The organism is Nonomuraea sp. NPDC049158, from assembly GCF_040648335.1.
Classification (GTDB): domain Bacteria; phylum Actinomycetota; class Actinomycetes; order Streptosporangiales; family Streptosporangiaceae; genus Nonomuraea.
The window spans coordinates 12,861-37,687 of sequence record NZ_JBEZDM010000047.1 but is presented as its reverse complement, the minus strand read 5'-3'; the positions used below and the strand labels follow the sequence as shown (position 1 = coordinate 37,687).

Annotated in this window: 28 protein-coding genes; 9 read left to right on the top strand and 19 right to left on the bottom strand. The window is 69.5% G+C overall.

The features are described 5' to 3' along the window. Nucleotides 1-11 precede the first annotated feature (11 nt). The 3 genes from AB0B61_RS50940 to AB0B61_RS50930 all read left to right on the top strand — a co-directional run bounded on the left by AB0B61_RS50940 (nt 12) and on the right by AB0B61_RS50930 (nt 3,963). A complete protein-coding gene (locus AB0B61_RS50940; protein ID WP_358448494.1) occupies nt 12-1,613 on the top strand; it encodes an FAD-dependent monooxygenase in 1,602 nt (533 codons plus the stop codon). Nucleotides 1,614-2,002: 389 nt separating this feature from the next. After that, nucleotides 2,003-2,902 carry an intradiol ring-cleavage dioxygenase gene (locus tag AB0B61_RS50935; RefSeq protein ID WP_358448493.1) on the top strand — a complete coding sequence of 300 codons (900 nt, stop codon included), beginning with the start codon at nt 2,003-2,005 and terminating at the stop codon, nt 2,900-2,902. Continuing rightward, the gene (locus AB0B61_RS50930; RefSeq protein ID WP_358448492.1) at nt 2,899-3,963 is read left to right on the top strand and encodes a maleylacetate reductase; all 1,065 of its coding nucleotides are present in this window, start codon (nt 2,899-2,901) and stop codon (nt 3,961-3,963) included. The genes AB0B61_RS50935 and AB0B61_RS50930 overlap by 4 nt, the downstream gene beginning before the upstream one ends. Nucleotides 3,964-4,040: 77 nt before the next feature. Here AB0B61_RS50930 and AB0B61_RS50925 read toward each other — a convergent pair whose 3' ends face one another. From AB0B61_RS50925 to AB0B61_RS50905, 5 genes are all read right to left on the bottom strand, one after another. Then, the gene (locus AB0B61_RS50925) at nt 4,041-4,343 is read right to left on the bottom strand and encodes a M4 family metallopeptidase (protein WP_358448491.1); all 303 of its coding nucleotides are present in this window, start codon (nt 4,341-4,343) and stop codon (nt 4,041-4,043) included. Between the two features lie 228 nt (nt 4,344-4,571). Beyond that, nucleotides 4,572-4,799, bottom strand: a complete 228-nt coding sequence (locus AB0B61_RS50920; RefSeq protein ID WP_358448490.1) for a hypothetical protein — start codon at nt 4,797-4,799, stop codon at nt 4,572-4,574. Continuing rightward, nucleotides 4,796-4,996, bottom strand: coding sequence for a hypothetical protein (locus AB0B61_RS50915; RefSeq protein WP_358448489.1), 201 nt, complete (start codon nt 4,994-4,996; stop codon nt 4,796-4,798). Before AB0B61_RS50915 ends, AB0B61_RS50920 begins: the two co-directional genes overlap by 4 nt. Beyond that, complete coding sequence (locus AB0B61_RS50910) at nt 4,971-5,372, bottom strand: hypothetical protein (protein WP_358448487.1); 402 nt, start codon at nt 5,370-5,372, stop codon at nt 4,971-4,973. Before AB0B61_RS50910 ends, AB0B61_RS50915 begins: the two co-directional genes overlap by 26 nt. Before the next feature lie 122 nt (nt 5,373-5,494). Continuing rightward, a complete protein-coding gene (locus AB0B61_RS50905; protein ID WP_358448485.1) occupies nt 5,495-6,463 on the bottom strand; it encodes an NADP-dependent oxidoreductase in 969 nt (322 codons plus the stop codon). Nucleotides 6,464-6,566: 103 nt separating this feature from the next. Here AB0B61_RS50905 and AB0B61_RS50900 point away from each other — a divergent pair, with 103 nt between their 5' ends. Continuing rightward, complete coding sequence (locus AB0B61_RS50900; RefSeq protein ID WP_358448483.1) at nt 6,567-7,100, top strand: MarR family transcriptional regulator; 534 nt, start codon at nt 6,567-6,569, stop codon at nt 7,098-7,100. A 76-nt stretch (nt 7,101-7,176) separates the two neighbouring features. Here AB0B61_RS50900 and AB0B61_RS50895 read toward each other — a convergent pair whose 3' ends face one another. Beyond that, the gene (locus AB0B61_RS50895) at nt 7,177-7,506 is read right to left on the bottom strand and encodes a hypothetical protein (protein WP_358448481.1); all 330 of its coding nucleotides are present in this window, start codon (nt 7,504-7,506) and stop codon (nt 7,177-7,179) included. Between the two features lie 117 nt (nt 7,507-7,623). Here AB0B61_RS50895 and AB0B61_RS50890 point away from each other — a divergent pair, with 117 nt between their 5' ends. Next, on the top strand, nt 7,624-7,866 hold the full coding sequence (locus AB0B61_RS50890; RefSeq protein WP_358448479.1) for an NmrA family NAD(P)-binding protein: 243 nt from the start codon (nt 7,624-7,626) through the stop codon (nt 7,864-7,866). A 9-nt stretch (nt 7,867-7,875) separates the two neighbouring features. Here AB0B61_RS50890 and AB0B61_RS50885 read toward each other — a convergent pair whose 3' ends face one another. Further along, nucleotides 7,876-8,448 carry a helix-turn-helix domain-containing protein gene (locus tag AB0B61_RS50885; protein WP_358448477.1) on the bottom strand — a complete coding sequence of 191 codons (573 nt, stop codon included), beginning with the start codon at nt 8,446-8,448 and terminating at the stop codon, nt 7,876-7,878. A 215-nt stretch (nt 8,449-8,663) separates the two neighbouring features. Here AB0B61_RS50885 and AB0B61_RS50880 point away from each other — a divergent pair, with 215 nt between their 5' ends. Next, nucleotides 8,664-10,241: a benzoate-CoA ligase family protein gene (locus AB0B61_RS50880; protein ID WP_358448476.1), complete on the top strand. Its 1,578-nt coding sequence runs from the start codon at nt 8,664-8,666 to the stop codon at nt 10,239-10,241. A gap of 21 nt (nt 10,242-10,262) precedes the next feature. Here the strand turns inward: AB0B61_RS50880 and AB0B61_RS50875 are convergent, their stop codons facing one another. From AB0B61_RS50875 to boxC, 5 genes are read right to left on the bottom strand one after another with little or no spacing between them, the layout of a single operon-like run. Further along, nucleotides 10,263-10,784, bottom strand: a complete 522-nt coding sequence (locus tag AB0B61_RS50875) for a gamma carbonic anhydrase family protein (protein ID WP_358448474.1) — start codon at nt 10,782-10,784, stop codon at nt 10,263-10,265. Nucleotides 10,785-10,786: 2 nt separating this feature from the next. Continuing rightward, entirely contained in the window at nt 10,787-11,647 is an 861-nt protein-coding gene (locus AB0B61_RS50870) for an amidohydrolase family protein (protein ID WP_358448472.1), read from the bottom strand. After that, nucleotides 11,644-11,976, bottom strand: coding sequence for a ferredoxin (gene fdxA / locus AB0B61_RS50865; RefSeq protein ID WP_358448470.1), 333 nt, complete (start codon nt 11,974-11,976; stop codon nt 11,644-11,646). The genes AB0B61_RS50870 and fdxA overlap by 4 nt, the downstream gene beginning before the upstream one ends. Before the next feature lie 16 nt (nt 11,977-11,992). Further along, nucleotides 11,993-12,970 carry an NAD(P)/FAD-dependent oxidoreductase gene (locus tag AB0B61_RS50860; RefSeq protein WP_358448468.1) on the bottom strand — a complete coding sequence of 326 codons (978 nt, stop codon included), beginning with the start codon at nt 12,968-12,970 and terminating at the stop codon, nt 11,993-11,995. 9 nt (nt 12,971-12,979) lie between these two features. Further along, nucleotides 12,980-14,626 (bottom strand): 2,3-epoxybenzoyl-CoA dihydrolase, encoded by a 1,647-nt coding sequence (boxC, locus tag AB0B61_RS50855; RefSeq protein WP_358448466.1) that lies wholly within the window; start codon nt 14,624-14,626, stop codon nt 12,980-12,982. Nucleotides 14,627-14,817: 191 nt separating this feature from the next. Between boxC and AB0B61_RS50850 the strand changes: the two genes are divergently transcribed. Further along, nucleotides 14,818-15,690: a PaaX family transcriptional regulator C-terminal domain-containing protein gene (locus AB0B61_RS50850; RefSeq protein ID WP_358448465.1), complete on the top strand. Its 873-nt coding sequence runs from the start codon at nt 14,818-14,820 to the stop codon at nt 15,688-15,690. Here AB0B61_RS50850 and boxB read toward each other — a convergent pair. The 5 genes from boxB to AB0B61_RS50825 form a co-directional block, all read right to left on the bottom strand. After that, nucleotides 15,687-17,165 (bottom strand): benzoyl-CoA 2,3-epoxidase subunit BoxB, encoded by a 1,479-nt coding sequence (gene boxB / locus AB0B61_RS50845; protein ID WP_358448463.1) that lies wholly within the window; start codon nt 17,163-17,165, stop codon nt 15,687-15,689. The genes AB0B61_RS50850 and boxB overlap by 4 nt on opposite strands. 2 nt (nt 17,166-17,167) lie before the next feature. After that, the gene (gene paaZ / locus AB0B61_RS50840; protein ID WP_358448461.1) at nt 17,168-18,715 is read right to left on the bottom strand and encodes a phenylacetic acid degradation bifunctional protein PaaZ; all 1,548 of its coding nucleotides are present in this window, start codon (nt 18,713-18,715) and stop codon (nt 17,168-17,170) included. After that, nucleotides 18,712-19,302, bottom strand: coding sequence for a 3-hydroxyacyl-CoA dehydrogenase family protein (locus AB0B61_RS50835; RefSeq protein WP_358448459.1), 591 nt, complete (start codon nt 19,300-19,302; stop codon nt 18,712-18,714). Before AB0B61_RS50835 ends, paaZ begins: the two co-directional genes overlap by 4 nt. Nucleotides 19,303-19,938: 636 nt before the next feature. Continuing rightward, nucleotides 19,939-20,490, bottom strand: a complete 552-nt coding sequence (locus AB0B61_RS50830; protein WP_358448457.1) for a hypothetical protein — start codon at nt 20,488-20,490, stop codon at nt 19,939-19,941. A gap of 169 nt (nt 20,491-20,659) precedes the next feature. After that, entirely contained in the window at nt 20,660-21,283 is a 624-nt protein-coding gene (locus AB0B61_RS50825; protein ID WP_358448455.1) for a LysE family translocator, read from the bottom strand. A gap of 109 nt (nt 21,284-21,392) precedes the next feature. Here AB0B61_RS50825 and AB0B61_RS50820 point away from each other — a divergent pair, with 109 nt between their 5' ends. Beyond that, nucleotides 21,393-22,367 (top strand): LysR family transcriptional regulator, encoded by a 975-nt coding sequence (locus AB0B61_RS50820; RefSeq protein WP_358448452.1) that lies wholly within the window; start codon nt 21,393-21,395, stop codon nt 22,365-22,367. Next, on the top strand, nt 22,310-22,687 hold the full coding sequence (locus AB0B61_RS50815; RefSeq protein ID WP_358448571.1) for a hypothetical protein: 378 nt from the start codon (nt 22,310-22,312) through the stop codon (nt 22,685-22,687). Before AB0B61_RS50820 ends, AB0B61_RS50815 begins: the two co-directional genes overlap by 58 nt. A 95-nt stretch (nt 22,688-22,782) precedes the next feature. Here AB0B61_RS50815 and AB0B61_RS50810 read toward each other — a convergent pair whose 3' ends face one another. Both AB0B61_RS50810 and AB0B61_RS50805 read right to left on the bottom strand, forming a co-directional pair. Then, nucleotides 22,783-23,700, bottom strand: a complete 918-nt coding sequence (locus AB0B61_RS50810; RefSeq protein WP_358448450.1) for a lytic transglycosylase domain-containing protein — start codon at nt 23,698-23,700, stop codon at nt 22,783-22,785. Nucleotides 23,701-23,803: 103 nt separating this feature from the next. Beyond that, complete coding sequence (locus AB0B61_RS50805) at nt 23,804-24,262, bottom strand: VOC family protein (protein WP_358448448.1); 459 nt, start codon at nt 24,260-24,262, stop codon at nt 23,804-23,806. Nucleotides 24,263-24,827: the final 565 nt, after the last annotated feature.

The following is a 24,827-nucleotide window of genomic DNA, read 5'->3' as shown; positions in this document are numbered from 1 at the left end:
CCGGAAAAGCCATGGACACGGCGATGACCCATCACGTGGCGGTGATCGGTGCGGGCCCGGTCGGACAGACGACAGCCCTGCTGCTGGCCCGATGGGGGCTGCGGGTGATCCTTCTGGACCGGCGTCCGGAACGGAATGCGATGGGGTCGAAGGCCATCTGCCAGCAACGGGACGTGCTGGACGTGTGGGCCGCCCTGGGCGCGGAGGCGATCGCCCACGAGGGAGTGACCTGGACCACCGCCCGCACCTACTACCGGGAGGTGGAACTGTTCTCGTGGAGTTTCGCCGATCGCGGCCGCTCCCCGCTGCCGCCGTTCGTGAACCTCTCCCAAGCCCGCACCGAGGCGATCCTCGACACTCGCATCGCTGGTGAGGATCGCATCGAGATGCGCTGGAACAGCGAAGTCACCGGCCTGCGCCAGGACGCCGACGGCGTGACTCTGGAATGCGCCGACGGCACCGCGCTGCGCACCCTGTACGCGGTGGCATGCAGCGGAGCACACGGCGGCGGCGTCCGCGAAGTGCTGGGCCTGGACTTCCCCGGGCTCAGCTTCGAGGACCCGTTCCTGATCTGCGACATCCGGGCCGGCCTGCCGGGTTGGGAGAACGAACGGCGCTTCTACTTCGATCCGCCGTGGAACCCGGGGCGGCAGGTACTCATCCATCCCTGTCCGGGCTCGACGTACCGGATCGACTGGCAGGTGCCGACCGGCTTCGACCTGGCGGCCGAGGAGGCCGATGGCGGGCTGGACCGGCGGATCAGGCAGATCATCGGTGAACGGCCGTACGAGGTCGTCTGGCGTTCAGTGTACCGCTTCCAATCGCGCGTCGTCGACCGGATGCGGGTAGGCCGCGTCCTGCTGGCCGGAGACTGCGCCCACCTGGTAGCGCCGTTCGGCGCGCGGGGGCTCAACTCCGGCGTCTTCGACGCCGAGAACGCCGCCTGGAAGATCGCTTTCGTGGTCAACGGCTGGGCTCCACCGGAACTCCTGGACACCTACCACGCCGAACGGCATGCCGCCGCCCTGGAGAACCTCGAGATCACCACGGCGACCATGCGGTTTCTGGTCCCACGAGACGACGCCGGGTGGACGGAGCGCCGCACGATCCTGAACGCCGCCATCGCCTCGCCGGCGACAGCCGCGGCGACCATCGATTCGGGCCGGTTCGCGGAGCCTTTCTGGTACGTGGACTCGCCGCTGACGACGCCCGAGCCCAGCCGTCGATTCGGCGGACGTCCGGCCAAAGGACACGCACCGGCTCCCGCGCCGGGCGTCATCGCGCCCGACACTCCGGTGTCCATCACGGGCCGCGCCGACATCGTGCGTCTCCGGCAGATCGTCCGCGAGGGACTCACCCTGCTGATGGCCGACGGCTGCGACAGCGGCTCGCTGGCCGGCGCGGCAGATGCCGTCCGCGCGCCGCTCACCGTACTCAGCATCGACGACATCGATCCGTCGGGCGCGCTCGCGGAGGCGTTCGCCACGCGTCCCGGCGAGGTCTGGCTGATCCGGCCGGACGCGCACATCGCCGCGATCCTTCCCGACGCCGACTCGGCGCGGGTGACGGCCGCCTTGCGGCGCGCGCTGGCCATGATGCCACCACCCGCTTGACATCCTCCCCTGAAGGCAGGGGTCGGCGTTGCAGGCGAAGTCGCAGGACCGGCAGCGAAAGCGCGTGGCTCTCACGCGCCTTGCGGTCCACGATCCCGCACGCTGAGCACCGCTGACTCGTGTACGCGGCCTTGACCTTGACCACCCGGCGCCTCAGCCGAACCGCCGGCCTGTCCACAACCACCCCACCCAGCCGAAACAGCCCGCCGGAACAGCCGACAGCTCGTCACGAAATATCATCCGATCCGCACGTGCGGCTTCCGGCCCTCAGGATCCGGAGGTGAGGTGGTCGGCGAACCAGTCGGCGACCAGCGCGTCACGCTCGGCGGCATGGTCCAGCGTTGAATCGGAATAATAGTTCACATTATCTCAGCCGAAGGGGTTCCTCCATGACAGCGGACGACTCCGTGCAGGCCGCGGCGCGCTTCAGCGAGGAGCGCTCGGCCGAGGTCGTGGCCGCGACCTTCGCGGGCACCGCGGATCCGCGCCTGCGCGCCGTCATGACCTCGCTCGTGCGGCACCTGCACGACTTCGTCAAGGACGTCGAGCCCACGACCGAGGAGTGGGCGGCGGCGATCGGCTTCCTCACCGAGGTTGGCGCCACCTGCACGCCGACCCGGCAGGAGTTCATCCTGCTCTCCGACGTCCTCGGCGTCTCCATGCTGGTGGAGACCATGAACAACCGTGCGGGCCAGGCCACGGAGTCGACCGTGGAGGGGCCCTTCCACGTGGTCGAATCGCCCGCACGCGAACTCGGCGCCGACATCGCCCTGGACGGCAAGGGCGAGCCGTGCCTGGTCACCGGCACTGTCAAGGGCACCGACGGCGTCCCCGTACCGGGCGCCACCGTAGATGTCTGGCAGGCCAACGCCGACGGCTTCTACGACGTGCAGCAGCCGGAACTGCAGCCCGAGCGCAATCTGCGCGGGCTGTTCACCACCGACGACGAGGGCCACTTCTGGTTCCGGACGATCGTTCCCCGCTACTACCCGATCCCCTCTGACGGGCCCGTCGGCCGCCTCCTCGAGGCGACCGGGCGCCACCCGAACCGGCCCGCCCATGTGCACTTCGACGTCCGTGCCACCGGCTTCCGGTCCCTGGTCACCCACCTGTTCGTCGCCGGCACGCCGTACATCGACTCCGACGCCGTCTTCGGCGTGAAGGACAGCCTCGTACGCGAGTTCCCCACCATCGACGATCCCGCCCGCGCGGCCGAGGCCGGCCTGCCCAACCCGTTCCGCGCCGTCCACTTCGACGTGGTGCTCCGACCTGAGGAGACCCGGCCGTGACCCCGTTCACCTACCAAGCCCTCCCGATGCGGGTGGTCTTCGGCGCCGGGACCGTGAAGTCGCTGCCGCAGGAGATCGAGCGCCTGGGTTACCGGCGCGCACTGGTCCTCTGCGGCCCCGAGCAGGAGTCCACCGGCCAGATGATCGCCGACGCGCTCGGCGGCCTCGCGGCCGGAGTCCTGGCCGAGGCCCGCATGCACGTCCCCATGGAGGTCGCCGACCTCGCCCGGGACCGCGCCCGCGCGCTCGGAGCCGACTGCTGTGTCGCCGTCGGCGGCGGCTCGGCGATCGGCCTGGGCAAGGCGGTCGCCCTCGCCCATGGACTGCCGGTCATCGCCATACCCACCACCTACGCCGGCTCGGAGATGACACCCATCTGGGGACTGACCGAGAACGGACGCAAGCGCACCGGCCGCGACCCGCGTGTCCTGCCGGTCAGCGTGCTCTACGACCCCGAACTCACCCTCACCCTGCCCGCCGCCCTGTCGGTGACCAGCGGCATCAACGCGATGGCGCACGCCGTGGAAGCCCTCTACGCGCCCGACGCCAGCCCGATCATCTCACTCATGGCCGAGGAGGGCGTCCGAGCCCTCACCACCGCCCTGCCCGCACTCGTCCGCGACGACGGCGACCTCGAAGCCCGGGCGCGGGCCCTGTACGGAGCCTGGCTGAGCGGCGCCTGCCTCGGCGCCACCACGATGTCGCTCCATCACAAGCTGTGCCACAGCCTCGGCGGAACGCTGGACCTGCCCCACTCCCCCACCCACACGGTCGTCCTCCCCCACGCCCTCGCCCACAACCAGCCCGGCGCGCCACAGGCCGTAGCGGCACTGCGCCGCGCCCTCGGCGGCAACCCCGATCCGGCGCGCCACCTCTGGGAACTGGCCGGTGAGCTCGGCGCCCCGCGGTCGCTGCGGCAGCTGGGAATGGCGGAGACGGACATCCCCCGGATCGTCGACGAGGTGCTCGCCAACCCGTACGCCAACCCGACCGAAGTGACCGCGGAAGGCCTGACGAGCCTTCTGCACGCTGCCTGGGCCGGGGAGCCCCCCACAGCGTGACCTCAGCGTTTTCCGCCGGGTGCTTCATCGACCGGCTGACGGCTCGCCGGCAGCGAGGACGTGCTCCAAGGGCGTCCTCAGCACGTGGGTTCGTCGGGGTGGCGCGGGACGCCGACGGCGTTCCAGGCGTCGCGTACGGCGCGAAGGCCCTCACAGCCGAACAGCTGCTGCCCCGCCTCCATCGAGGCGCGGCGAGCCTCCTCATGGCTCCACTCGTACACCTTGCGATTGAGGGTCTCCATGTAGACCATGGCCGCGTTACGGACGCCGATGCCGTGCACGACCGAGCCGTTGCAGGTGTGATCACCGTCTCGTACGCCAGCACGCCGCTGCCGCGGGCCAGGACCGCGGTCTCCGATGCGGACGACACGATGGTGCACGTTCGCGGGCCGGCGGGCAGGACCCAGATCCCGGTGGGACGGTCATGCGGATCCGTGGCGGACGGAGGCGTCAGGTGGAGCAGCATCCGCTGGTCCAGGTCGACTCCGGTGAACCGCTGGACGACGGCGACGCCCTCGCCGTGCGGCCGCCTTCCGGGAAGCAGGCTCGTGTCCCCGGGCTCGGGTGAGCCGGTCGCGAGGACGACGTGCCGGGCCAGCACGCTGTGGTCACCGACCAGCACGTGGTGTCACGTGGTGTCCCCCGGGGTGCGGTTCACACGCCGTCACCCGTCCCCGCAGCAGTTCGGCGCCGAGCTCGGTGGCGAGCCGGCGCAGCCACGTACGAAGCTCGTCACGGTCGCACACGGCGGCGGCCGCGCCGGCGAGCACGCGCGACGGGCCGTCACCGAACCGGACCTCCACCCCGTCCACCAGCACGTCCGTACGGTGTGTCACCATGGCTCCTCCCGCCAGGACGAGGCGGCGACGTGGAAGAGCGCCCGCCGGCCCGCGCCGTCGGCGAGCGTGCCGAGTGCGGCGAGCGCCCGATAGTAGGCGGTCCTGGCCAGGTCCCGGGCCGCGGTCATGCCGCCGTAGGCGATGACGAGCGCACGTACGGCGGTGTCGTCATTGGGGCTGAAGCTCTTGGACACGGTCGCCACGGCCAGCGCCGTCAGCGCCACCAGCTCCCGCGCCGGTCAGACCGGCCGCCACGAGGTCGCGGGCGCCGTCGCGGATGAGCTGGAGGCGTCCGGCGCCGAGCTCCGGCAGCCGGGCCCGCAGGCGCTCGGCGACGGCCCGCGACGCCGCGGGCCCGGCCTCCCCGAAGTCGGGGAACGGCACGGGATAGACCGCCCCCAGACGGGCCACCTGAAGCACCAGCGCGATCTCCTGGTCGGTCAGCTCGGCGCCGCGCTTCGGGGCCGCCGTGGCCGGCGGGGCGAGCGCCATCCCCGCCAGGATCCCCACGCCGGCGGCGCGCAGGACGTGGCGGCGCTTCACGCTCCGGTCATCCTCGGTGTGGTTCACGCGTGGGCCTCCGTGGCGTACGACGCATTCCTGGTCCTCCCAGCGGCGTTGCAGCGGGGATCACCGTGACAGGAGGCGCTTACCTTTCACTGTCGTCCAGCAGACATGCGGACCCACCGACGTCAGCCGTCTGAAAGCGGGCGATCCGCGGCGGTCGGCGCGAGGACGACGACCTTGCCGGACACGGCACCGGCGGCGACTTCCTCGTGGAAGGCCGGGAGGTCCTCGAGCTGGATACGGCGGCTGATGTCGATGTGAAGGTCGCCTCGGTCGATCGCCGCCACGAGGCCGGCGAGCTGCTTGGCGTCACTCCGGACGAAGACGTTGAGCCCGCGCACTTGGCGCGTCTCGTCGCTCGGCGCCTGCATCCACACCGTGGTGTTGACCACGGCCCCGCCGGACCGCACGAGAGCGGCCTGGTCGGCGAGCTGCGAGGGCTCGATCGGGGCGAGGTTGAGCAAGAGGTCGACCGGCTGGGTCACCGCGTCCACCACGTCGGTCGCGGTGTGGTCGAGGACCTCGTCGGCACCGGCGGCCCGGACCCGGTCCGCGCTGCGCGGGCTCGCCGTGGCGATGACGTACGCGCCGGCGTCCTTCGCCAGCTGCACCGCGTACGCACCGACAGCGCCTCCGGCGCCGGAGATGAGCACGCGTTGCCCCGCGGCGAGCTCGCCGAGTTCGAACAGTGCCTGCCATGCGGTCAGGCCCACCAGTGGCAGGGCCGCCGCGTCAGCGAGCGGCACGCTCGACGGCGCGGCCGCCAGGACCTCGGCGGGCGCGATGACGTACTCAGCGGCCGCGCCGTCGCCGATCATCGGGAGGAATCCGACGACCTCGTCACCGACCGCCACCGCCTCGACGCCGCCACCGAGCGCGTCGACCGTTCCGGCGACGTCGATGCCAGGCGTGTGCGGGAGCGTCACCGGGAACGGGCCCTGGAGACCACCGCCGCGGATACCGGCGTCGACCGGGTTGAACGACGTCGCCGCGACCCGGATGCGAACCTCACCGGCGCTGGGGACGGGCAGCGCCACGTCCTCGTAGCGCAGGACGTCGGCGTCGCCGTACTCGTGGAATCGCACAGCCTTCATGACGAACTTCTTTCCTTGAGGGAATCAGTATGCTTCGAATTCGAAGCACTTCGGTGAAATGAAGCTAGCACTGCTTCGAACTCGAAGCAAGTACGATGGCGGGATGACCGAAGAAGCGTCCCCTTCGCCGCTCGATCCCGCCGAACTCGGCGCGTACTTCGCGCTGATCGAGGTGAGCAGCCTGCTGCGCCACACGGTGGAGCAGCAGTTGCGCGACGCCGGCGACCTCAGCTACGTCCAGTTCCAGCTCTTGGCCAGACTCGGGGACACGGCGGACGGCAGCCAGCGCATGACCGAGCTGGCGGACGGGGTGGTGTACAGCCGCAGCGGCCTGACCTACCAGGTGGGCCTGCTGGAGAAGGCCGGACTCGTCGCCCGCGGCCCGTCCGCGGACGACGACCGGGGCGTGATGGTGACCATCACCGAGGTGGGGCGGGACGTGCTCGCCAGGGTGTTCCCCGGTCACATCGACGTCCTGCGGCAACTCTTCCTCGAACCGCTCGCGCGCGCGGACATCGACAGCCTCGCTCGCGTCCTCACCGTCGTCCGCGATCACATGCGCTCCATCCCGCCTCGGTCGGCGAGGCCGCGCCAGAAGAGCGCCGCCCGCCAGAGCCTCACTGACGGCGGAGCCTGATCGCGCCCCGGCCCCATCGCTGGTCAACAGGCGCCGCAGGATCGTCCGAATCGCTGGGCCGACGAGCGCCGCGGGATCATCCGGACAGGCGCGAGCGGCGGATTCGGGCGTCCGGGTCTACAGCGTCGGCGATCGCCGCGGACCGCTTCCGGACATCGGCCGGTAGCGCGTCCGGCACGCTGGCCGCGCCCGCGCCCACCGGCGCGCCGGCTCCGTGGCCGGTCGCCTGCGGCACGATCTCGAGTGGCGTGCCCGACGACCGCGCGAGCGCGGCCACCTCATCGAGCGTGGGCGCGATGCCCTCCGGACGGGAGACGACCGTGACCCGTGCGGGCCGCTGCTTGATGGAGGAGTTGTGGGGCCGGGTGGCGGCGGCGTAAGCGTCTGAGTCCGCGTCAACGAGCATGCGCTGATCCTAGGGGAATAACGGAGGTTTTCCTCCGCTTTAACTGTCATCTCCTCAGATTGGATGACTCATGACTCGTCGCCGTGATCGGTGCGACCGGACAGCAGGGCGGCAGTGGTGGATGCGCTGCTCGCGCACAAGCAAGCGGTTCGCGCCCTGGTTCGCGCCGCCGAAGCCGCGGGCGCGCAGGCTCTCCGAGCCCGCGGCGTGGAGGTCGTCGCCGCCGGCCAGGAGAACAGCGAATCGCTCCAGCGAGCACTCACCGAGGTCGCGGCACTGTTCTTCATGACGACGTTCGCCGGCGACGCGCGCGACTTCGCGGCTTGGGTATCCGGCCAGGGTCCCGCGCGCCGGAACTGACGCGTCGAACTAACCGCGATCGGGTGCGATGCCGCGCAGGAACACCGTGCGCAGCTCGGCGGCCGCCTCGGCCCAGCCGGGCACGTTCGACATCGGCTGCGCGAGCATCGCCCCGAAACGCACCACAGTCCCCGCATTCACATCCATGCGGACCGAACCGTCCTGATGGCCGCGCTCGAGGATGGCGCCCATGGTCTGCTGCATGCGCGCGCGCAGCTGCGCGGACTCGGTGCCCTCGGTCATGGGCGCTCCGTGGAGCGGAAGCACCAGTTCGTCGCGATGAGCGAAGGTCTGATGGAGGAACCGGCTGATCGAGTCATGACCGGTATCGCCGGACGTCAGCGCGTCCTCGGCCTCGGCCAGGATCAGCCGATAGGCGCGGACCGCCATCGCCTCGAGCAGCGCCTCCCGGTTCGGGTAGCGACGGTAGAGCGTCCCGATCCCGACTCCCGCCTCAGCGGCGATCTGCTCCAGCGGAACGAACTTACCCTCGGCCAGTCCCGCACGCACAGCCGCGGCGATCAGCCGCTCAGTGTTCTGCGCCGCGTCCTTCCGGGGCTTGCGCGGTCGCGTGGAGGTCATGAACAACACATCCTATGCGAGCGGGAGTGCCTCATACACGGCGGATCCTCGGTCATTGAGGAGTCCTCGTTCCAGAAGGCCATCGTTGCGGCTTGGGAACGGCTGGCCACAGCCTAAATATGCTACAAACCATTGACGTTCAGCTACGAATCTGTAGAGTTCATTCACCGCCAGGGCATCCCGGCTGAACGCCCCCGACTCGGACGGCAGCACACATGAGCGAACTTTTCAACGCCTCCGTCTACCTGCTCGACCGCCACCTGTCGAACAACGACGGGGATCGCCTGGCACTCACCGGCCCGTCCGGTGATCTCACCTATGCCCAGCTCCATGAACGCGTCGTCTACACGGCCGCCGGCCTGCGCGCGATCGGGCTGCTGCCGGAGCAGCGGTTGGTGATGTTCATGGCCGACTCTCCCGGCTTCGTCACGCTCTTCCTGGCCGCGCTGCGGATCGGCGCGATCCCGGTACCCGTTTCCACCATGTCTCGTGCCTCGGACCTCGCAGGACTGTTGCGGGACTCCCGCGCGACGCTGCTGGCGATCAGCCCGGAATTCGCCGGCACGACGGCCGAAGCCCTCGCGGTGGCCCCGGCGCCGGTCGCGGTCCTGGTCGATGAGGGCACAGAGATCGACACCACACTGCCTGTGCACGCGCTGGCCGCTCTCATGGACATGGATGGCCCCGGCGAGGTCTATCCGACCACGGCCGACTCCCCGGCCTTCTGGCTGTACACCTCCGGGACGACTGGAACGCCGAAGGCGGCCATGCACCGGCACGGCGCCATACGCGTGGTGTGCGAGACCTACGGAAGACAGGTCCTCGGCATCCGTCCTGATGACCGGTGCCTGTCCGCGGCCAAGGCGTTCTTCGCGTACGGCCTGGGCAACACGGTGCTGTTCCCCCTCTCCGCCGGCGCGACCGCGATCCTGGAGCCGGCGCCGTCCCGGCCGGACCTGCTGGCCGAGCGAGTCACCGCCCACCGGGCGACGCTGTTCTTCGCCGGGCCGACCTTCTTCGCCAACATGCTCCGCGCCGGTCTGTCCCCGCGGGCGCTGAAGGGGGTACGGCTGGCCGCCTCGGCGGGCGAACCGCTGCCCGAAGCGCTCTACCGCCGGTGGAGCGAGCACTTCGGCATCGACATCCTTGACGGCATCGGCATGACCGAGATGCTGCACATCTTCCTGTCCAACCAGGAGGGCAGGGTCAGACCGGGCACCACGGGGCTTCCGGTGCCCGGTTACGACCTGCGCCTCCTGGACGAGAACGGGCACGAGGTCGCCCAGGGCACTCCCGGCACCCTCTATGTCCGCGGCGAGTCGGCGGCGACCGGCTACTGGTCGCGCTATACCGCCTCCCGGCAGGCGTTCCAGGGTGAATGGCTGAGGACCGGCGACACCTACGTACAGGACGCCGACGGCTACTTCAGTTGCCTGGGACGCACCGGGGACATGCTCAAGGCGAGCGGCATCTGGGTCTCCCCGGCGGAGGTGGAGAGACGGCTGATGGACCATCCCGCTGTGGCTCAGGCCGTGGTGGTGGGAGCCACCGACGGCGACGGCTTGGAGAAGCCGGTCGCCTACGTCATCACCGCCTCCGGCGCCGACGTCTCCGAGGATGAGCTGATCGAGTTCTGCCGGGTCGGGCTTCCCTCGTTCAAGCGACCCCGGCGCGTGGTGTTCACCGATTCGCTGCCGACCACCGCCACCGGCAAGATCCGCCGTGTGGAGCTGCGCGCTCAGGCGGACGCGCTCCTGGGCGACAGCGGGCGATCGTCCGCTCCGCGTGAATAACGTCAACGGTCTCTTCGCGGGTCAAAGCTCGCGGAGTTCCTGCCGGTAGCGCTTGGCGTTGTCGCGGTACTCGTTCACGCCGAAGTCGATCCACTCGCTCTGGGCGGTCCCGTCCATCGGCCGAGGACGGGCGGGCACGCCGAGCGCCATGTGGCCCGAGGGCACCTCCAGCCCCTCAGGTACGAGCGCCTGGGCGCCGATCACCGATCCCGTACGTACGACGGCGCGGTTGAGCACCACCGAGCCGGAGCCGATGAGGCATCGATCTTCGACTGCACAGCCTTCGAGATGCGCGTTGTGCCCGACAACGCAGTCGCTGCCGATCACGGTCGGCCACTGCTCGGTGGTGTGCAGGATCGTGCCGTCCTGGATGGAGGTGCGCTCGCCGATCTCGATGCGGCCGAAGTCGGCGCGCAGCACGGCCATGGGCCACACCGACGATTCGGCGCCGATGACGACGTTGCCGATGACGACCGCGTCGGGATGGACGTAGGCGTCCGGATGGATCTCGGGCTGCGCGTCGCCGAGGGCGTAGATGGGCATGATCACTCCTTCGTACGCACTCCGGCGTACACGTTCATGGCATTGCCACCCAGCACGGCCGCGGCCACCTCGTCGGGCAGCAGCCCCGCCACGGCACGGGCATTCCTCGCGACACCGGGGACGCCAGGCCAGTCGGTGCCGAAGATCCACTTTCTGGCCAGGCGGGCGAGGTCGTAGCGGGCGTAGTACTCGGGCAGCCGCTTGGGCGGCAGGCCGGACAGCTCCAGCCAGACCGTGTCGTTGGACAGGGCGAGGAAGGCGGCGGCGTCGTACCACCAGCCGCGCCCGCCGTGCGCCAGCACGACGTTCAGGCCCGGGAAGTCGCGCACGACCGGGATGAGGAAGGCGGGGTCGGCGTTCTCGTTGGCCGCACCGGGGAAGGAACTGGTGCCGCAGTGCACCACGAGCGGGACGCCGCGCTCCTCGAGCACGTGGTAGGCCGGGTAGAGGGCCGCGTCGTCGCAGCGGAATCCGCCGTGCACGGGGTGCAGCTTCAGGGCGGCGGCGCCCAGATCGAGCTGGCGGCGCAATTCATCGGCGATGGGGAAATGCAGGTGCGGGTTGACGTTGGCGACGGGGCGGAACCTGACCGGGTTGTGCTCCACGATCGCCAGCAGGTCCTCGAACGCCTGCGTCCCGGTCGCCTTCGGGCTGTACTCGCACAACAGCAGCGCCACGTCCACGCCCTGGGCGGCGAAGATCTCATCCAGGCGAGCCGGCCGAGGCCTCCCCTCAGCGTCCCAGATGTCTTCCAGGACACCGTCCTCGCCGAACTCACGCGCCCACTGGATCCAGGCGGGCTTGAGCGTGCCGAGCAGCGGCACGTGGACGTGCGCGTCGATGAGCGGGATGCCGTCGATCACGGCCGGTCCGCGACCATGGGGGTGTCCGCGCCGATCCGGCCTGTCTTGCGGGAGCCTCCCGGCGCGCCCAGGGGAGCGTCCCGGCCTGGGAGCACGTCCAGGAAGAACCGGCGGTTGTCCTCGACGAAGTCGATGTGTTCGTCGGCGACCCGCCGGTCCTGACTGATCGCCTCGACGGGGCACGCCGGCTCGCAGGCGCCGCAGTCGATGCACTCCTTGGGGTTGATGTAGAGCTTGCGCTCCCCCTCGTAGATGCAGTCGACCGGGCACTCCTCGACGCAGGACTGATCCATGACGTCGATGCAAGGTGCGGCGATGACGTATGGCATGGTGAAGATCTCCTGACTATACCGGGGCCGGGTTGTCGGTCGAGTGCCCCGGGAAGAGCTGGGCCGCGGGGTCGAGACGCACCGCGGCATTGTTGATCGCCGTGGCCACCTCGCCGAAGCCGACCGCGATCAGGCGGATCTTGCCGTCGTAGTCGGCGATGTCACCGGCGGCGAAGATGCCGGGCACGTTGGTGCGCATCGCGGAGTCGACGACCAGGTGGCGGTTGTCGTGCAGGTCCAGCCCCCACTCGCGGAGCGGGCCGAGGTCGGCGGTGAATCCGAGGGCCGCGACGAGCCGCTGGCAGGGCAGGGTGATGCCCGTGCTCAGCTGGACCTGTTCCAGCCGGTCACCGCCGATGGTAGCGGTGAGCTGGGCATCGGTGATGATCTCCACGGGCGAGGCCTTGAGCTGCTCGACCGAGCCAGGGTGGGCGCGGAAGGCGGCGCGCCGGTGCACCAGCGTGACGCCGCGCGCTATGGGCCGCAACATCAGGGCCCAGTCCACGGCGCTGTCGCCGCCGCCGACGACCACGACGTCCTTGCCGGCGTAACCGGAGCCGTCGGGGACGAAGTACTCCAGCCCCCGGCCGAGGAACTCCTCGCCGGCCGGGAGCGGGCGAGGCGTGAAGGTGCCGATGCCGCCGGTCACGACAACGGCTCCGGCGGTGATCTCGGTGCCCGCGCTGGTCTTGATCAGGAACTGGTCGCGGGGGCTCCGTTCGAGCCGCTGGGCCTCTTGACCGAGCAGGTAGACGGGGTCGTACGCGGCCGCTTGCGCCTTGAGGTTGGCGATGAGGTGCCGGCCGGAGACCGCGGGGAAACCGGCGATGTCGTAGATCTGCTTCTCTGGATACATCGCGCTGACCTGGCCGCCGACCTGGTCCAGCGAATCGACGACCGCGGTGCGCAGGCCGCGTACCCCGGCGTAGTAGGCGCCGAAGAGGCCGACCGGGCCGGCTCCGACGATCAGCACGTCGACGTCGAGTGCGTTCATGCCCACGGGTCAGACCCGCTTGAAGTCGTAGTCGCCCTTGAGACCGGTGCCGTAGCGACGCAGGGCGCCGTCGGGACCGGAGGCGTTGGGACGGATGAAGATCCAGTTCTGCCAGGCGGTGAGCCGGCCGAAGACCTTCGTCTCCACCGTCTCCGGGCCGACGAAGCGGTGGTTGGCCTCCATGCCGGTCAGCGCGTCGGGCGAGAGCGAGGCGCGCTCTTCGAAGACGATGCGCAGCTCCTCTTCGAAGTCGATGTCGTCCAGGGCCATGGTGACCAGGCCTAGTTCCACGGCGGCGGCAGCGTCCAGCGGCTCGCCCAGCCTGGCCCGGACGGCTGCCAGGTCGGCCTCGTTGCCCCAGAAGCGCGACTGGAGACGGGACAGGCCGTTGCCCATCGGGAAGGCGCCATCGTTGGAAGGCGTGATCACGAGGGTCGCAGGGATGGCGTGGTCGTCGCGGTCCTCGTAGACGCCTTCCAGCATGTACTGCCGGTCGGCGGCCAGGGCGAGCTCGGCCAGCAGGCCCGCGAAGGCGGTGCCCGGGTCGATGACGGCGATGAGGCTGCGGCTGGTGACGTCCAGGCGCTTGAGCGTGCGCTTGTAGTAGTGGCGCACCTCGTTGACGAACCAGTCGCCGGCCTGCTCGCGCAGCTGAACGTCGTAGGCGAGGACTCGCTCGGCGTCGCCTGTCGCGCGCAGCACCCAGATGCCGAGGTCCGGCTCGTTGGTGCGCAGGTGCAGGATCAGATCGTCGAGCGCGCGGGTCACGGCGAGCGGCCAGTAGCCGACCCCCTGCGTGACGGGGACGGCCGGCGGAGCATCGTGCGGTCCGGCGACGGTGATCTCGACAAGGCGATTCGCCCGGTCGATGCGAGCGGACAGGTAAGGGTAATCGATGGTGTCGCCGTCGTCCTTGCGGTCGAGCGGCGTCAGCGCGACGCCGTGAGCATCCGATGGGCGGTGGGACTCGGCCACGGCCGCGCTCGCGCGCCTGGCCACCTCCTCGTTGAAGGCTCCCCGCGGCACGGTGGCGTCGATGAGACCCCATTCGACGGCGGTGCGCCCGCGGAAGCCCTCGGCCTTGGTGGCGAACAGGTCGGCGCGGTCCCTGCGCACGTGCCGTTTGTCCACGACGCGGGTCAGGCCGCCGGTGCCCGGCAGCACACCGAGCAACGGCACCTCGGGCAGCGACACGGCCGAGGAGCCGTCATCCACCAGGACGATTTGATCGCAGGCCAGCGCCAGCTCGTATCCTCCGCCCGCGGCGGTGCCGTTCAGCGCGGCGATCCAGGTCTGGCCCGAGTTCTCCGTGGCGTCCTCGATACCGTTGCGGGTCTCGTTGGTGAACTTGCAGAAGTTCACCTTCCAAGCGTGTGTGGACTGAGCCAGCATCCGGATGTTGGCTCCGGCGCAGAACATCCGCTCCAGGCCACCGGTCACCACGACCGCCTTGACCCCGGGGTGCTCGAAGCGCAGCCGCTGGACGATGTCGTACAGCTCGATGTCCACACCGAGGTCGTAGGAGTTCATCTTCAAGTCGTAGCCCGGGACCAGGCCGCCCTGCTCGTCCACCCGCAGCGTTACGGTGGCCACCGCCCCGTCCACCACGAACGCCCAGTGGCGGTAGAGATCCGGTGCGGTCGCGAAGCTGACCATCGGCGAAGTTTCAGCGGTGACTGTCAATGCGTGTGCTCCGTAGGACGAAGGGCCTTAACCATAATATTCGACGTTTTACTGCAACGTCGTCAAGGGTTTGTAGCATTTACTGAAGGTACGGGTGCGTGCGAAGGGCGCTCAGCCTGGCAGAATGCGCGCATACGAGCGTGCCGAACGACAGGAGAACAGACGTGGCCCCGCGTACGGACAGCGGCCAGGCGAGCGAACCTGTGCGGCGCCCGCCCGAGAAGGCGTCCCCGAGCGCCCGCTCGATGTTGCTGACGGTCCTCGGGGAGTTCGTGCTCCCCCGCAGGGGCGCGCTCTGGACAGGAACGTTGATCGACGCGCTCGGCGCCCTCGGCGTCGAGGAGAAGTCCGCGCGACAGGCGCTGTCCCGCACCGCGGCGGAGGGCCTGCTGGAGTCGGAACGTCACGGCCGCAAGGTGCGCTGGAATCTGACGGAAGCCGGCGATCGCCTGCTGCGTGAGGGCACCGAGCGCATCTACGGCCTCATGCGCCGCCCGCACGCCTGGGACGGCCGCTGGCTCCTCCTCACCGCCGGCGTGCCGGAGACGCAGCGCCGGCTCCGCCACCGGCTACGCACCAAGCTCACCTGGCTCGGGCTCGGCTCGCCTTCCCCCGCGCTGTGGGTCATCCCGGATGCCTCCAAGGAGACGGCGGTGCGGGAGATCATCCACGAGCTCGATCTCGACGACCGGGCCTACGCCTGGACAGGCCCATCGGCCGGCATAGGTGACACCGCCAAGCTGATCTCGGCCGCATGGGATCTCGAAGACGTGGCGAAGCGTTATCTGCGCTTCATCGAGCGCTTCGAGGACGTCACGGTCTCGTCGGATCGAGAGGCCTTCGTCAACCAGGTTCTGCTGATCCAGGAGTGGCGGCACTTCCCGTTCCTCGATCCCGACCTGCCGGCCGAACTGCTCGACCACGCGTGGCCGGGGCCCCGGGCGGCGGCCGTCTTCCACGACCTGCGCGACAGGTGGCACCGGCGCGCGCAGGCCGAGTGGGACCGCATGGACGCGGAGGCCGCCGCCCGGCACTAGGCGAGCCCCTCCTCGGCCAGGTGCACGTAGTCGAACTCGACCGGCTGGTCGTTGATGCCGGTCTTGGGCGGGGCGATCCAGCCGGCGAACTTGCCGTACTCGTACTCCGGGATCATCAGGGCGGCCACCTTCCGGCGGTCCTCAGGGCCGGGCAGCCATGCGGCGGCGCGGGCCTGCCAGGCGGTTTCGTCAACGACCTCACCGTGCGGGGTGACGTGGTGGCCCGCGTACACGCCGACCTTGCGGTTGAAGCCCTCGTGCGGCAGGTACAGCCGCTCTTCCAGGCCGGCGTCCTCCAGCGCCTGGTTCCAGCGGCGCACGCCGTTGGCGCAGTCGGCGACGTACTCATCGCGCAGGTCGAGGTTGAGCGCGCTGAGCATCGGCACGGTCCTCGTCCTGATCTCGCCGTCCTCGACGTAGCGCAGCTCGCGGGTATCCGCCAGCAGCACGTGGTCATCCTTGCGCCTGTTCTCCATCCAGCGGCCCTTCAGACCCGAGGTGTAGTAGTTGCCGGCGTTGGTCGACTGCTCGGAGCCGAACAGGTCCAGCGACACCGAGAACTGGAAGTTCAGGTACTTCTGGATGACCTCCAGCGAGATACCGCCGTGCGGGAAGACGTCGGCCGTTCCGTGCTCCCGCATGAGCTCGGCCGTGCGCTCCAGCACCCGCTGCACCCCGGTGGTGCCCACGAACATGTGGTGGGCCTCCTCCTTGAGCATGAACTCGCAGGTACGCGCCAGCGGGTCGAACGCCGACTCCTTGAGCGTGCCGAGCTGGTACTTGCCGTCCCGGTCGGTGAAGTAGGTGAACATGAAGAACTGCAGCCAGTCGCTGGTCTCCTCGTTGAAGGCGCCCAGGATGCGCGGCGCGTCCAGGTCGCCGGAGTTGCGCTTGAGCAGCTGCTCGGCCTCCTCGCGCCCCTCGCGACCGAAGTAGGCGTGCAGCAGGTAGACCATCGCCCACAGGTGACGGCCCTCTTCCACGTTGACCTGGAAGAGGTTGCGCAGGTCGTAGATGCTCGGCGCGGTGTTGCCGAGGACGCGCTGCTGCTCGACGCTGGCCGGCTCGGTGTCCCCCTGCACGACGATGAGCCGCATCAGGTCGGCGCGGTGCTCGCCGGGCACCTCCTGCCAGGCCGGCTCGCCCTTGTGCTTGCCGAAGCTGACCTGACGATCGCCGTCGCGCTCGGCCAGGAAGATGCCCCAGCGATACTCCTCCATCGGAACGTGGTCGAAGTGCGCCCACCCGTCACGGCCCACCGCGACGGCCGTACGCAGGTAGACGTCCTTGGTCGGCAGGGCCGGACCGAGCTGCTTCCACCAGTCGAGGAATTTCGGCTGCCACCCCTCCAGCGCACGCTGAAGGCGGCGGTCACCGGCCAGATCCACATTGTTGGGGATGCGCTCGCTGTAATCCACCCGGCTGAGCGGACCGGAAGGCGCGGGGGCGGCACCGGTGCGGGGATCAATGGTCATGGCTACTCCTTGCTGAGAATGGTGTCGAGCGTTGCCGGACCGCCCTGGAGGGCGGTGCGTCGCAGGTGGGCGTGGACAGCGCGCAGCCCGCCTTCCTCCTCGCCGCCGCCCGCTCGTCCGGGGCCGCCGTGCACGAGCTGCGGCATCGGTGTGCCGTGCCCGGTGGACTCGGCGGCGCTGTCGCGGTCGAGCACGAGGATGCGACCGTGATGGGCGGCCGCGCCGAGCACGATCCGCCGGACGAAATCGTGGTCGTAGGAGACGACAGAGCCGGTCAGCGAGCCCTCGCCTCGAGCGATCAGGTCGATCAGCTCCGTCGAGCAGCGGTAGGGCAGCAGCGTGCTGACCGGGCCGAACGCCTCTACCTCGTGAGGCTCTGGGCGGTCCACGTCATCGGCCCGCAGCAACAGCGGCGACAGGAACGCGCCGCGCTCGGCGTCCGCGCCCGCCACCTCGACTTTTCGCGGGTCGCCGAAAACGATGGACGCGGCCCCCGAGAGCCGGGCGACGGCCGCACGGACGTCCTCGCGCTGGGCGAGCCCGACGAGCGCGCCCATCGTCACGCCGTCCACCCCAGGTGCGCCCACGAGGACCTGGGACAGGCGCGCTTCGATCGCCGCCGCGACGTCGTCGATGAGGTTCACGGGGACGAACGCACGCCGGATGGCGGTGCACTTCTGCCCGGCCTTGACCGTCATCTCCGTGACCAGGGCATCGGCGAACAGCTCGAACTCCGGCTCTCCTGGCACGGCGTCAGGCCCGAGGACCGAGCAGTTCAGCGAATCCGCCTCGGCGTTGAAGCGGGCCGAGCGGCGGGTGATCGCCGGGTCGGACCGCAACTGGGCGGCCGTGGCCGCCGATCCGGTGAAGCCGATGTGGTCCTGCCCGCCGAGCAGGTCGAACAGCCCCGGAACGCGTCCCGCGACGAGCTGGATCGCTCCGGGCGGCAAGACGTCGGCGATGATGTGTACGGCGTGCGCCGCGATGTAGGCGGTAGGGGTCGCCGGCTTGACGATGGTGGGTAGCCCCGCGAGCAGTGCGGGAGCGAGCTTCTCCAGCATCCCCCAGACCGGGAAGTTGAACGCGTTGATCTGGACGGAGATCCCGCGAGGCGTGGTCAGGACATGCCGGCCCGCGAATGTGCCGCCCCTGCCGAGCGGAATCGGGTCGTCCTCGACGATGAGGGTGTGGTCGGGCAGGCCCTTGCGCGCCAGGCTCGAGTACACGAGAACGGTGCCGATTCCCCCGTCCACGTCCACTGCCGCGTCACTCCGCGTGGCCCCCGCCCGGGCCGACAAGTCGTACAACTCCTGCTTGCGCTCCTGCAACGCCAAGGCCGCGGCCTTGAGCGCGGCGGCGCGCTGCTGGAAGGTCAGCTCGCCGAGCGCGGCCAGCCCGGTGCGGCGGGCGTACGTCACCGCGGCGGCGAGGTCAAGCTCCTCGCTGCTGACCCGGGTGACGATCTCGCCGGTCACCGCGTCGGCGACAGCGGCTCCCTCGCCGGCACCGGTTCGCCACATGCCCTCGAGGTAGCTCTCCAAGATGCTCATGTCGTGCTCCAGTCATAGAAACCCCTGCCGGTCTTGCGTCCCAAGTGGCCCTGCTCGACGAGACGTACGAGCAGGTCGGGCGGGGTGAATCGGGCACCCCATTCGCGTTCGAGGTAGCGGGCGATGCCCAACCGCACGTCCAGGCCGACCAGGTCGGTCAGGCGCAGCGGCCCTGTCGGATGGCCATACCCCAAGGTCATGGCGGCGTCGATGTCCTCGGCAGAGGCGACCCCGGCTTCCACCATGCGGATCGCTTCCAAGCCGAGGACGACTCCCAGCCTGCTGCTGGCGAAGCCAGGTGCGTCGCGCACCACCACGGCCGTCTTGCCGAGAGCCTCCACCCAGGCCACGGCCCGGTCCCGCAGGCCCGGGTCGGTGGCGGTGGCGACGACCACCTCGACGAGCTTGCTCGCGGGGACGGGGTTGAAGAAGTGCAGCCCCAGGAAGCGTTCGGGCCCGCCGAGCGCTTCGGCGAGGGTGTCGAGGGAGATGCCGCTGGTGTTGGAGGCGATGACCGCGTCCGGCTGGACCGTTTCCTCGACGGCGCCGGCGATGCCGTCAGGGGCCCCGAGCCGCCGTCCGGCCATCGCTTCGATGGCGCGGGGACAAGTCGTCTCGTGAAGCGACTCGGTGTCCGTATGACCACACGGCCCCCGTCCGCGACGCGACGGGCGGCTGCGCGAAGGGTGAGCAGCGCGGAGCCCAGGTTCAAAGCCGGTGCGGCATCGATGGACTCCTGCGTGATCTCACCCTCCGTCGTGACATCGGCCTCAACTGTGGTGGCTGTACCACCCCGCGTGCGGATCTCCGCGGCGAGCGCTTTCGCTCCGTCGGGGCGATTCAGACAGCCGATGGTGACCGCGTGCCTGCGACTTACCGCACCACCGATGCCACCTGCTCCTCCGAGCACCAATGCTCCGGCTGCGGTCATGCTTCATCCTCACGTCAAGGGACGCCCTACGACCCCAAACATGCCACAGATCCATCGCGTTGCGGAAGTGGTAAGTAGCATGTTTAATCGGGCTGCCGCCTCGGGGCGGATGCTGCCGTCGCCGAGATCGCCGAACGCCACCTGAAGAAGGTCGTACTCGAGGACCTGTACGACGCGTTCACCATCAGACGCACCGACAAGCTCCTCGAGCGCTCCCGGGCAACCCCCTGTCACAGCAGGTCGGCCACCGAGGTGCACACGGTAGCCAGGGCGCTGTGCGCCGGTCGCGGCGTCATCTCGTCCAGCAGCCGGGGTTCCACGAGACGCTCTTGTTGCCGGAATACGTCGCCTGAGTGGTGTCGGCGACCTGGGTGTGTCCGTCGGCGTACTTGTAGATCAGTTTGACCTGGTAGGTCTGCACGATCTCGGAGATCTGCGCCGAACGGTTCGGACCGCCGGGCAACCAGTACGTGCACCGGGAATCCAGGGCGCGGGGAAACCACTCCCCATGGGACTGCTCGATGACGTGGTCCCTCGCGGTGGCGTTGTACTCGGCGCCGAGCCCGTGCTCCCACGGGTTGAAGTTCACGGAGCTGCTGGAATACTTGCACACCTGGTAATTGCCCTTGGTGAAATCGGGGCTGTCCTTGCCTGCGGCCACTCCCCACGTCTCCGTGTCGGTGCAGGATTCGTAGTAGCGGGTGGAGCCGGTGGCCGTCACGTCCACCGTGATCGACGGCTGATCGGCCATTGCCGTGGTGGGTACGCAGAACAATGCCGCGGTCATCGCCGCCGCCGCCACGCCGGTCCGCGCCACCGTACCGCGACCGAAACTGAAGTCCATTTGATCGTCCTTCCCTGGTGCTGTTCTCAGTGCCAGGCCTGACAGTAAGGAAAACGACTTGGGAGGCACTGAAGCCGGTCTCCCGAGGGACATGAGAACGACTTGGGTGTGACTTGGCGGACGCGCTCCGCCGGCGGCGGCGGATCCGGAAGAAGTACCGGCCCGGCCCTCAGACCCCTGCTGCCACCGCGGCGCCCAGCCCCAGCAGGACGACGCCGGTGGTCACGCTGAGTCCCCGCAGGACGGTCGGCTGCGACACCAGGGCGCGCCCTCGACTGACGGCCCAGGTGAGCAACGTGTACCAGGAGGCGCTGACGAGCGCCCACAGGGCTCCCAGGGCGACGGTTGACAGGAAAACCGGGCCTTGCGCGGTCACGAACTGGGGCAGCACCGAGACGGCGAACACGCCCGCCTTGGGGTTGCCGAGGTTGGTGATCAGGCCGGTGAGATATCCGCCCGCGAAGCCGGTGCGGCGCCCGCCCTCGTAGGACGGCGGGGTGGAGACGGTGCTGAGCGCGGTCCGTAGCGTGTTCACCCCGAGGATCATCAGCACGATGCCGCCTGCGATCCGGAGCACCGCGTACGCGGTGGGGCTGGCCAGCAGGACGGCGGACAGCCCGGCCGCGGCGGCCGTGGACCACAGCAGGAAACCGGTGGCGTTGCCCGCGAGCGTGCCTCGGACTGTGCGTTGCCCGCCTTCCAGAACCTGCCGGATCATCAGGGCTTGACTCGCGCCTGGCAGCATCGCCAGCAGCAAGGTGGTGGCGATGAAAACGGGCACATGCGTGGGCATGGGAAAGAACCCCTTCCGGGGATTGCGGCCGATGGGTGTCCCACGAGTCTTCCTCTCCCGTACTCGTAAGAGAAGTTAAAGGAGAAGGGGGCAGCGTTAGGATTAGTGAATGCTGGTGGATCCGGGACAGCTGCGGCTTCTCGCGTTGATCGAGCGGCACGGCTCCTTGACGGCGGCGGCTCACGCGCTCCAACTCACGCCCGCGGCGATCACCCAGCAGGTGGCCAAGGCCGAGCGCGACTGGCAGGTGCCCCTGGTCATCCGTGGTCCTCGCGGGGCAACGCTCACCGCGGCCGGCGCGCTGCTCGCCTCCCACGGTCGAACCGTGGAGGAGGCATCGGACAAGGCCGAGGCACAACTGGCCGCCCTGCTCGGCCACCTCTCGCTCCGTCTGCGGATCGGAACGTTTCAGGCGGCTGCCCTGCACCTACTGCCACCCGCCCTGACGGCCCTGCGGCACCGCCATCCGGACGCCGACGTCTCGGTCGTAGATGTGGTGTCCGGACGCGGAGCGGACGAGATCAGCGGGGGGCGCCTGGACCTCGCCATCGTCGCGTCCTGGGGCACACCGCTCGCGCCGCCTCCACACCTACGGGCCCACTCGCTCCTGTTGGACCCGATGGTCGTGGTTCTCCCCGATGACCACCCCCTGGCCACCGGGCAGCCCGCGGACACCGAGCTTCACCTGGAACAACTGCGCGACGAATCGTGGGTTTCCATCCTGGCCGGCCACGCCGCCCGCGAACAGTTCCACGACGCTGCCCGCGAGGCCGGCTTCACTCCCACCGTGCGGTTCGAGACCGAGTCCTACGACGTCGCCCAGGCCCTCGTCGGCACAGGCATCGCGGTGGCCCTGGTCTCGCGCCTGGCCCTGACCCATGCGCCTGGCACCACCCATCGCGAACTGGCCCACCCCAGGCCCTACCGCCGGCTCTACGCCGTGACCAAAACCGACGCCAGCCTCACACCACTCGCGGACATGCTCATCGACCTCCTACGTGATGTCGCCCGCGACATCACCGCCACCTGGGAGGCTCCCCCGCAAGAAACCCAACGCTCATCGAACTCACCGCACGGAGCCTGAAAAGCCCTCGGCTGGAGGCCAGCCGCTACCCCGACGACCGCCGGCTCGCCGACCTCGTCGGAGAGCTCACCCTGCTCTGCCCCGAGTTCTCGACCTGGTGGAACGACCACACGGTCCTGCGCCGCACCCATGGCGCCAAGCACCACGTCCACCCGGTCGCGGGCGATCTCCACTTCTCCTACGAGTCGTTCCAGGTCCCCGGCGACACCGAGCAGACGCTGTGCGTCTACAACGTGGAACCCGGCTCCGACACCGCCCAGGCACTCCAGCTCCTGAGTGACTGGACCGCACCCGAGATCACCGCCCCGTCCGCTCGCTGACACCCCCGGACCGCCGGCCCCCGCTACCGCTAGCGGCGGCACGACCGGCCTGATGCGCTCGTGGTCCGCCTCGGGTCTCGGTCTACGAGACTGGGTCAGCGGGGGCCGGTGAGGCGGACGTCGCCCTGCGCGGACAGGACGAAGACCTGCCAGTTGTAGTAGGCATAGAAGCTACGCGCGTCGCGCTTGATCTGGCGTGCGTGCGCGAGGACGGCGTCCACGTACCGGGCGTCGTGGTTGTAGGCGAACACCGCACGCCGGTAATCTCGCGGCGCCCCCGACGCCTTGAGGTAGTTGGCCGCGGCAAGCACCGCGTCATGCGCGTCCTGGACGTTGCCGCCCAGCCCGTACTGCCGCCAGGTGCCCGGCATGAACTGCATGGGCCCCTGCGCCCCGCTGGAGCTCGCCGACCTGACCCGTCCGAACTTCGTCTCGACGAGCATGATCGCCGCCAGAACCTCCCACTCCACGCCGAACCGCTTCTCGGCCCGCACCATGTAGCCACGCAAGCGCTCGGCGGGCTGCGGCTCCACCAGGCGCATCCGCTTGCGCTGTGCAGCGCTGATCGGACGGGCCAGGGACAGCAGCTTCGCGATGGCCGTGGTGTTGTCACGCGCCTCAGCGGCCAGCCCCTTGGGCAGACGCCTGACGACCCCCTGGGTCAGCGCCGTACTGCGGGCCATCGCCCGGTAGACGCGCTGCTGATGCAGAGAGAGCAACACGACGTCCTGCGGCGGCCGCTCCTGCGCCCCCTTGGTCCAGCTGTCGATCGCCTCGTTCAGCGCGGCGGTCGTCTTCTTCAGAGCACCGGCCAGCTTGACGGGGTCGGTGGGAATGCGGACATCAGGCGCAGGCACCCCCACGGCCCCCGCCTCCGGAGAGGGCGTCTGGGCGGCACTTGGAGAGGTGGCCTGGGCGGGCCGCTCCGGTGCCGCCGATCCGTCCGCCTCACCGCCACATCCCGCGAGGACGGCTACGAGGGACGCCGCGATCATGACGTGGACCGATCTCATGACGCCCTACCGTATCGCCCGAGCCGACCGGGAGCCGTCTTCGGGTTGATCACCCGGCCGACGTCGAACACACCCAGCATGCGGGGCTAACTGTCCGGATCGGTCAAGCGGCGACGGCCTGGGCCAGCTCGATGACGTTCCCGCTGTTGTCTTTGATCATCGCCAGCCGATGGCCGATGGGATCGACCACGAACGGCTCGGCGAAGACGGTGACCCCGCGGCCTCGCAGCTCCTCGACGCTCTTGTCCAGGTCGGCAACGCGCAGGCACAGGTGGATGTATCCGCTGCGTCCGAGGTGGTCGCCGAGATCGTTCTGCGCCGCGGCCGGGCTGGGCTGCCCGTCTCCGATCAGCTCGATCTCGAACTCGCCCAGCCGGACGTAGGCGAACCGCACGCCGGGCACCGCGTCGCCGAGCGTCCACTCCTTGACCAGCTGGAAGCCGAGCTTGTCGGTGTAGAACGCGAGCGACTCGTCGTAGTCATCGACCCGCAGCGCGACGTGGTCGGCGTAGCGGAAGCCCAGCGCACTGTCGCCGACCACCGCCACCTGCTGCTCCCGCACGCGGTCGCCGCGGATGAGCCAGGTCGGGGCGCCGCCCTCGACCAGCGGGGTGATGATCTGCGCCCGTCCTGCTGCGCGGCCGCGACGAACTCATCGACATGACCGGGCTTGACATCGAAGTAGACAGCAACGTGATACATCGCGAACTCTCCTCAAAGATTCTTCGCGGAAGACGGATTCGCATACCGCGATCGGGATTCCCGCGGCTTGCCTTTTCGCTGGACTCGATTCCATCAAGGGCCGAGAGCCTGCGGACCGCCTTTCCATGCCCCCTTGTAACTAGTACTCAGAGGGCCACCCCGGACCACCGCATGCGTTTGACCTGATGATCTGCAGGTTGAGCTTGACGTCTGTCTGCGTCTCGTACTTCTTGGCGAACGCGTCCCCGTTCGGAGTCGTGGTCACGGGGCTGGAAAAGGATTGGACGGGGTGATGCTCGGGCTTGTACCTTGCGGGTGACCGTGACGCCGCCCGAGGAGGTGAGACCCATGAACGCTGTATCGATGTGGGTGCTCCCCCTTCCCGTCACGGCCGGGCGATTGACGTAGGTGTCGCCGGGAGCGCC

Excerpts from the sequence above, each read along its gene's own strand:
- paaZ (WP_358448461.1), bottom strand. The coding sequence starts at position 18,715 with ATGAGCATCTTGGAGAGCTACCTCGAGGGCATGTGGCGAACCGGTGCC.
- AB0B61_RS50885 (WP_358448477.1), bottom strand. The coding sequence starts at position 8,448 with ATGACCTCCACGCGACCGCGCAAGCCCCGGAAGGACGCGGCGCAGAAC.
- AB0B61_RS50895 (WP_358448481.1), bottom strand. The coding sequence starts at position 7,506 with ATGCTCGTTGACGCGGACTCAGACGCTTACGCCGCCGCCACCCGGCCC.
- AB0B61_RS50940 (WP_358448494.1), top strand. The coding sequence starts at position 12 with ATGGACACGGCGATGACCCATCACGTGGCGGTGATCGGTGCGGGCCCG.
- boxB (WP_358448463.1), bottom strand. The coding sequence starts at position 17,165 with ATGACCATTGATCCCCGCACCGGTGCCGCCCCCGCGCCTTCCGGTCCG.
- AB0B61_RS50860 (WP_358448468.1), bottom strand. The coding sequence starts at position 12,970 with ATGAACGCACTCGACGTCGACGTGCTGATCGTCGGAGCCGGCCCGGTC.
- AB0B61_RS50900 (WP_358448483.1), top strand. The coding sequence starts at position 6,567 with ATGACCGAAGAAGCGTCCCCTTCGCCGCTCGATCCCGCCGAACTCGGC.
- AB0B61_RS50810 (WP_358448450.1), bottom strand. The coding sequence starts at position 23,700 with ATGAGATCGGTCCACGTCATGATCGCGGCGTCCCTCGTAGCCGTCCTC.
- fdxA (WP_358448470.1), bottom strand. The coding sequence starts at position 11,976 with ATGCCATACGTCATCGCCGCACCTTGCATCGACGTCATGGATCAGTCC.
- AB0B61_RS50905 (WP_358448485.1), bottom strand. The coding sequence starts at position 6,463 with ATGAAGGCTGTGCGATTCCACGAGTACGGCGACGCCGACGTCCTGCGC.
- AB0B61_RS50875 (WP_358448474.1), bottom strand. The coding sequence starts at position 10,784 with ATGCCCATCTACGCCCTCGGCGACGCGCAGCCCGAGATCCATCCGGAC.
- AB0B61_RS50880 (WP_358448476.1), top strand. The coding sequence starts at position 8,664 with ATGAGCGAACTTTTCAACGCCTCCGTCTACCTGCTCGACCGCCACCTG.
- AB0B61_RS50935 (WP_358448493.1), top strand. The coding sequence starts at position 2,003 with ATGACAGCGGACGACTCCGTGCAGGCCGCGGCGCGCTTCAGCGAGGAG.
- AB0B61_RS50825 (WP_358448455.1), bottom strand. The coding sequence starts at position 21,283 with ATGCCCACGCATGTGCCCGTTTTCATCGCCACCACCTTGCTGCTGGCG.
- AB0B61_RS50830 (WP_358448457.1), bottom strand. The coding sequence starts at position 20,490 with ATGGACTTCAGTTTCGGTCGCGGTACGGTGGCGCGGACCGGCGTGGCG.
- AB0B61_RS50820 (WP_358448452.1), top strand. The coding sequence starts at position 21,393 with ATGCTGGTGGATCCGGGACAGCTGCGGCTTCTCGCGTTGATCGAGCGG.
- AB0B61_RS50835 (WP_358448459.1), bottom strand. The coding sequence starts at position 19,302 with ATGGCCGGACGGCGGCTCGGGGCCCCTGACGGCATCGCCGGCGCCGTC.
- boxC (WP_358448466.1), bottom strand. The coding sequence starts at position 14,626 with ATGGTCAGCTTCGCGACCGCACCGGATCTCTACCGCCACTGGGCGTTC.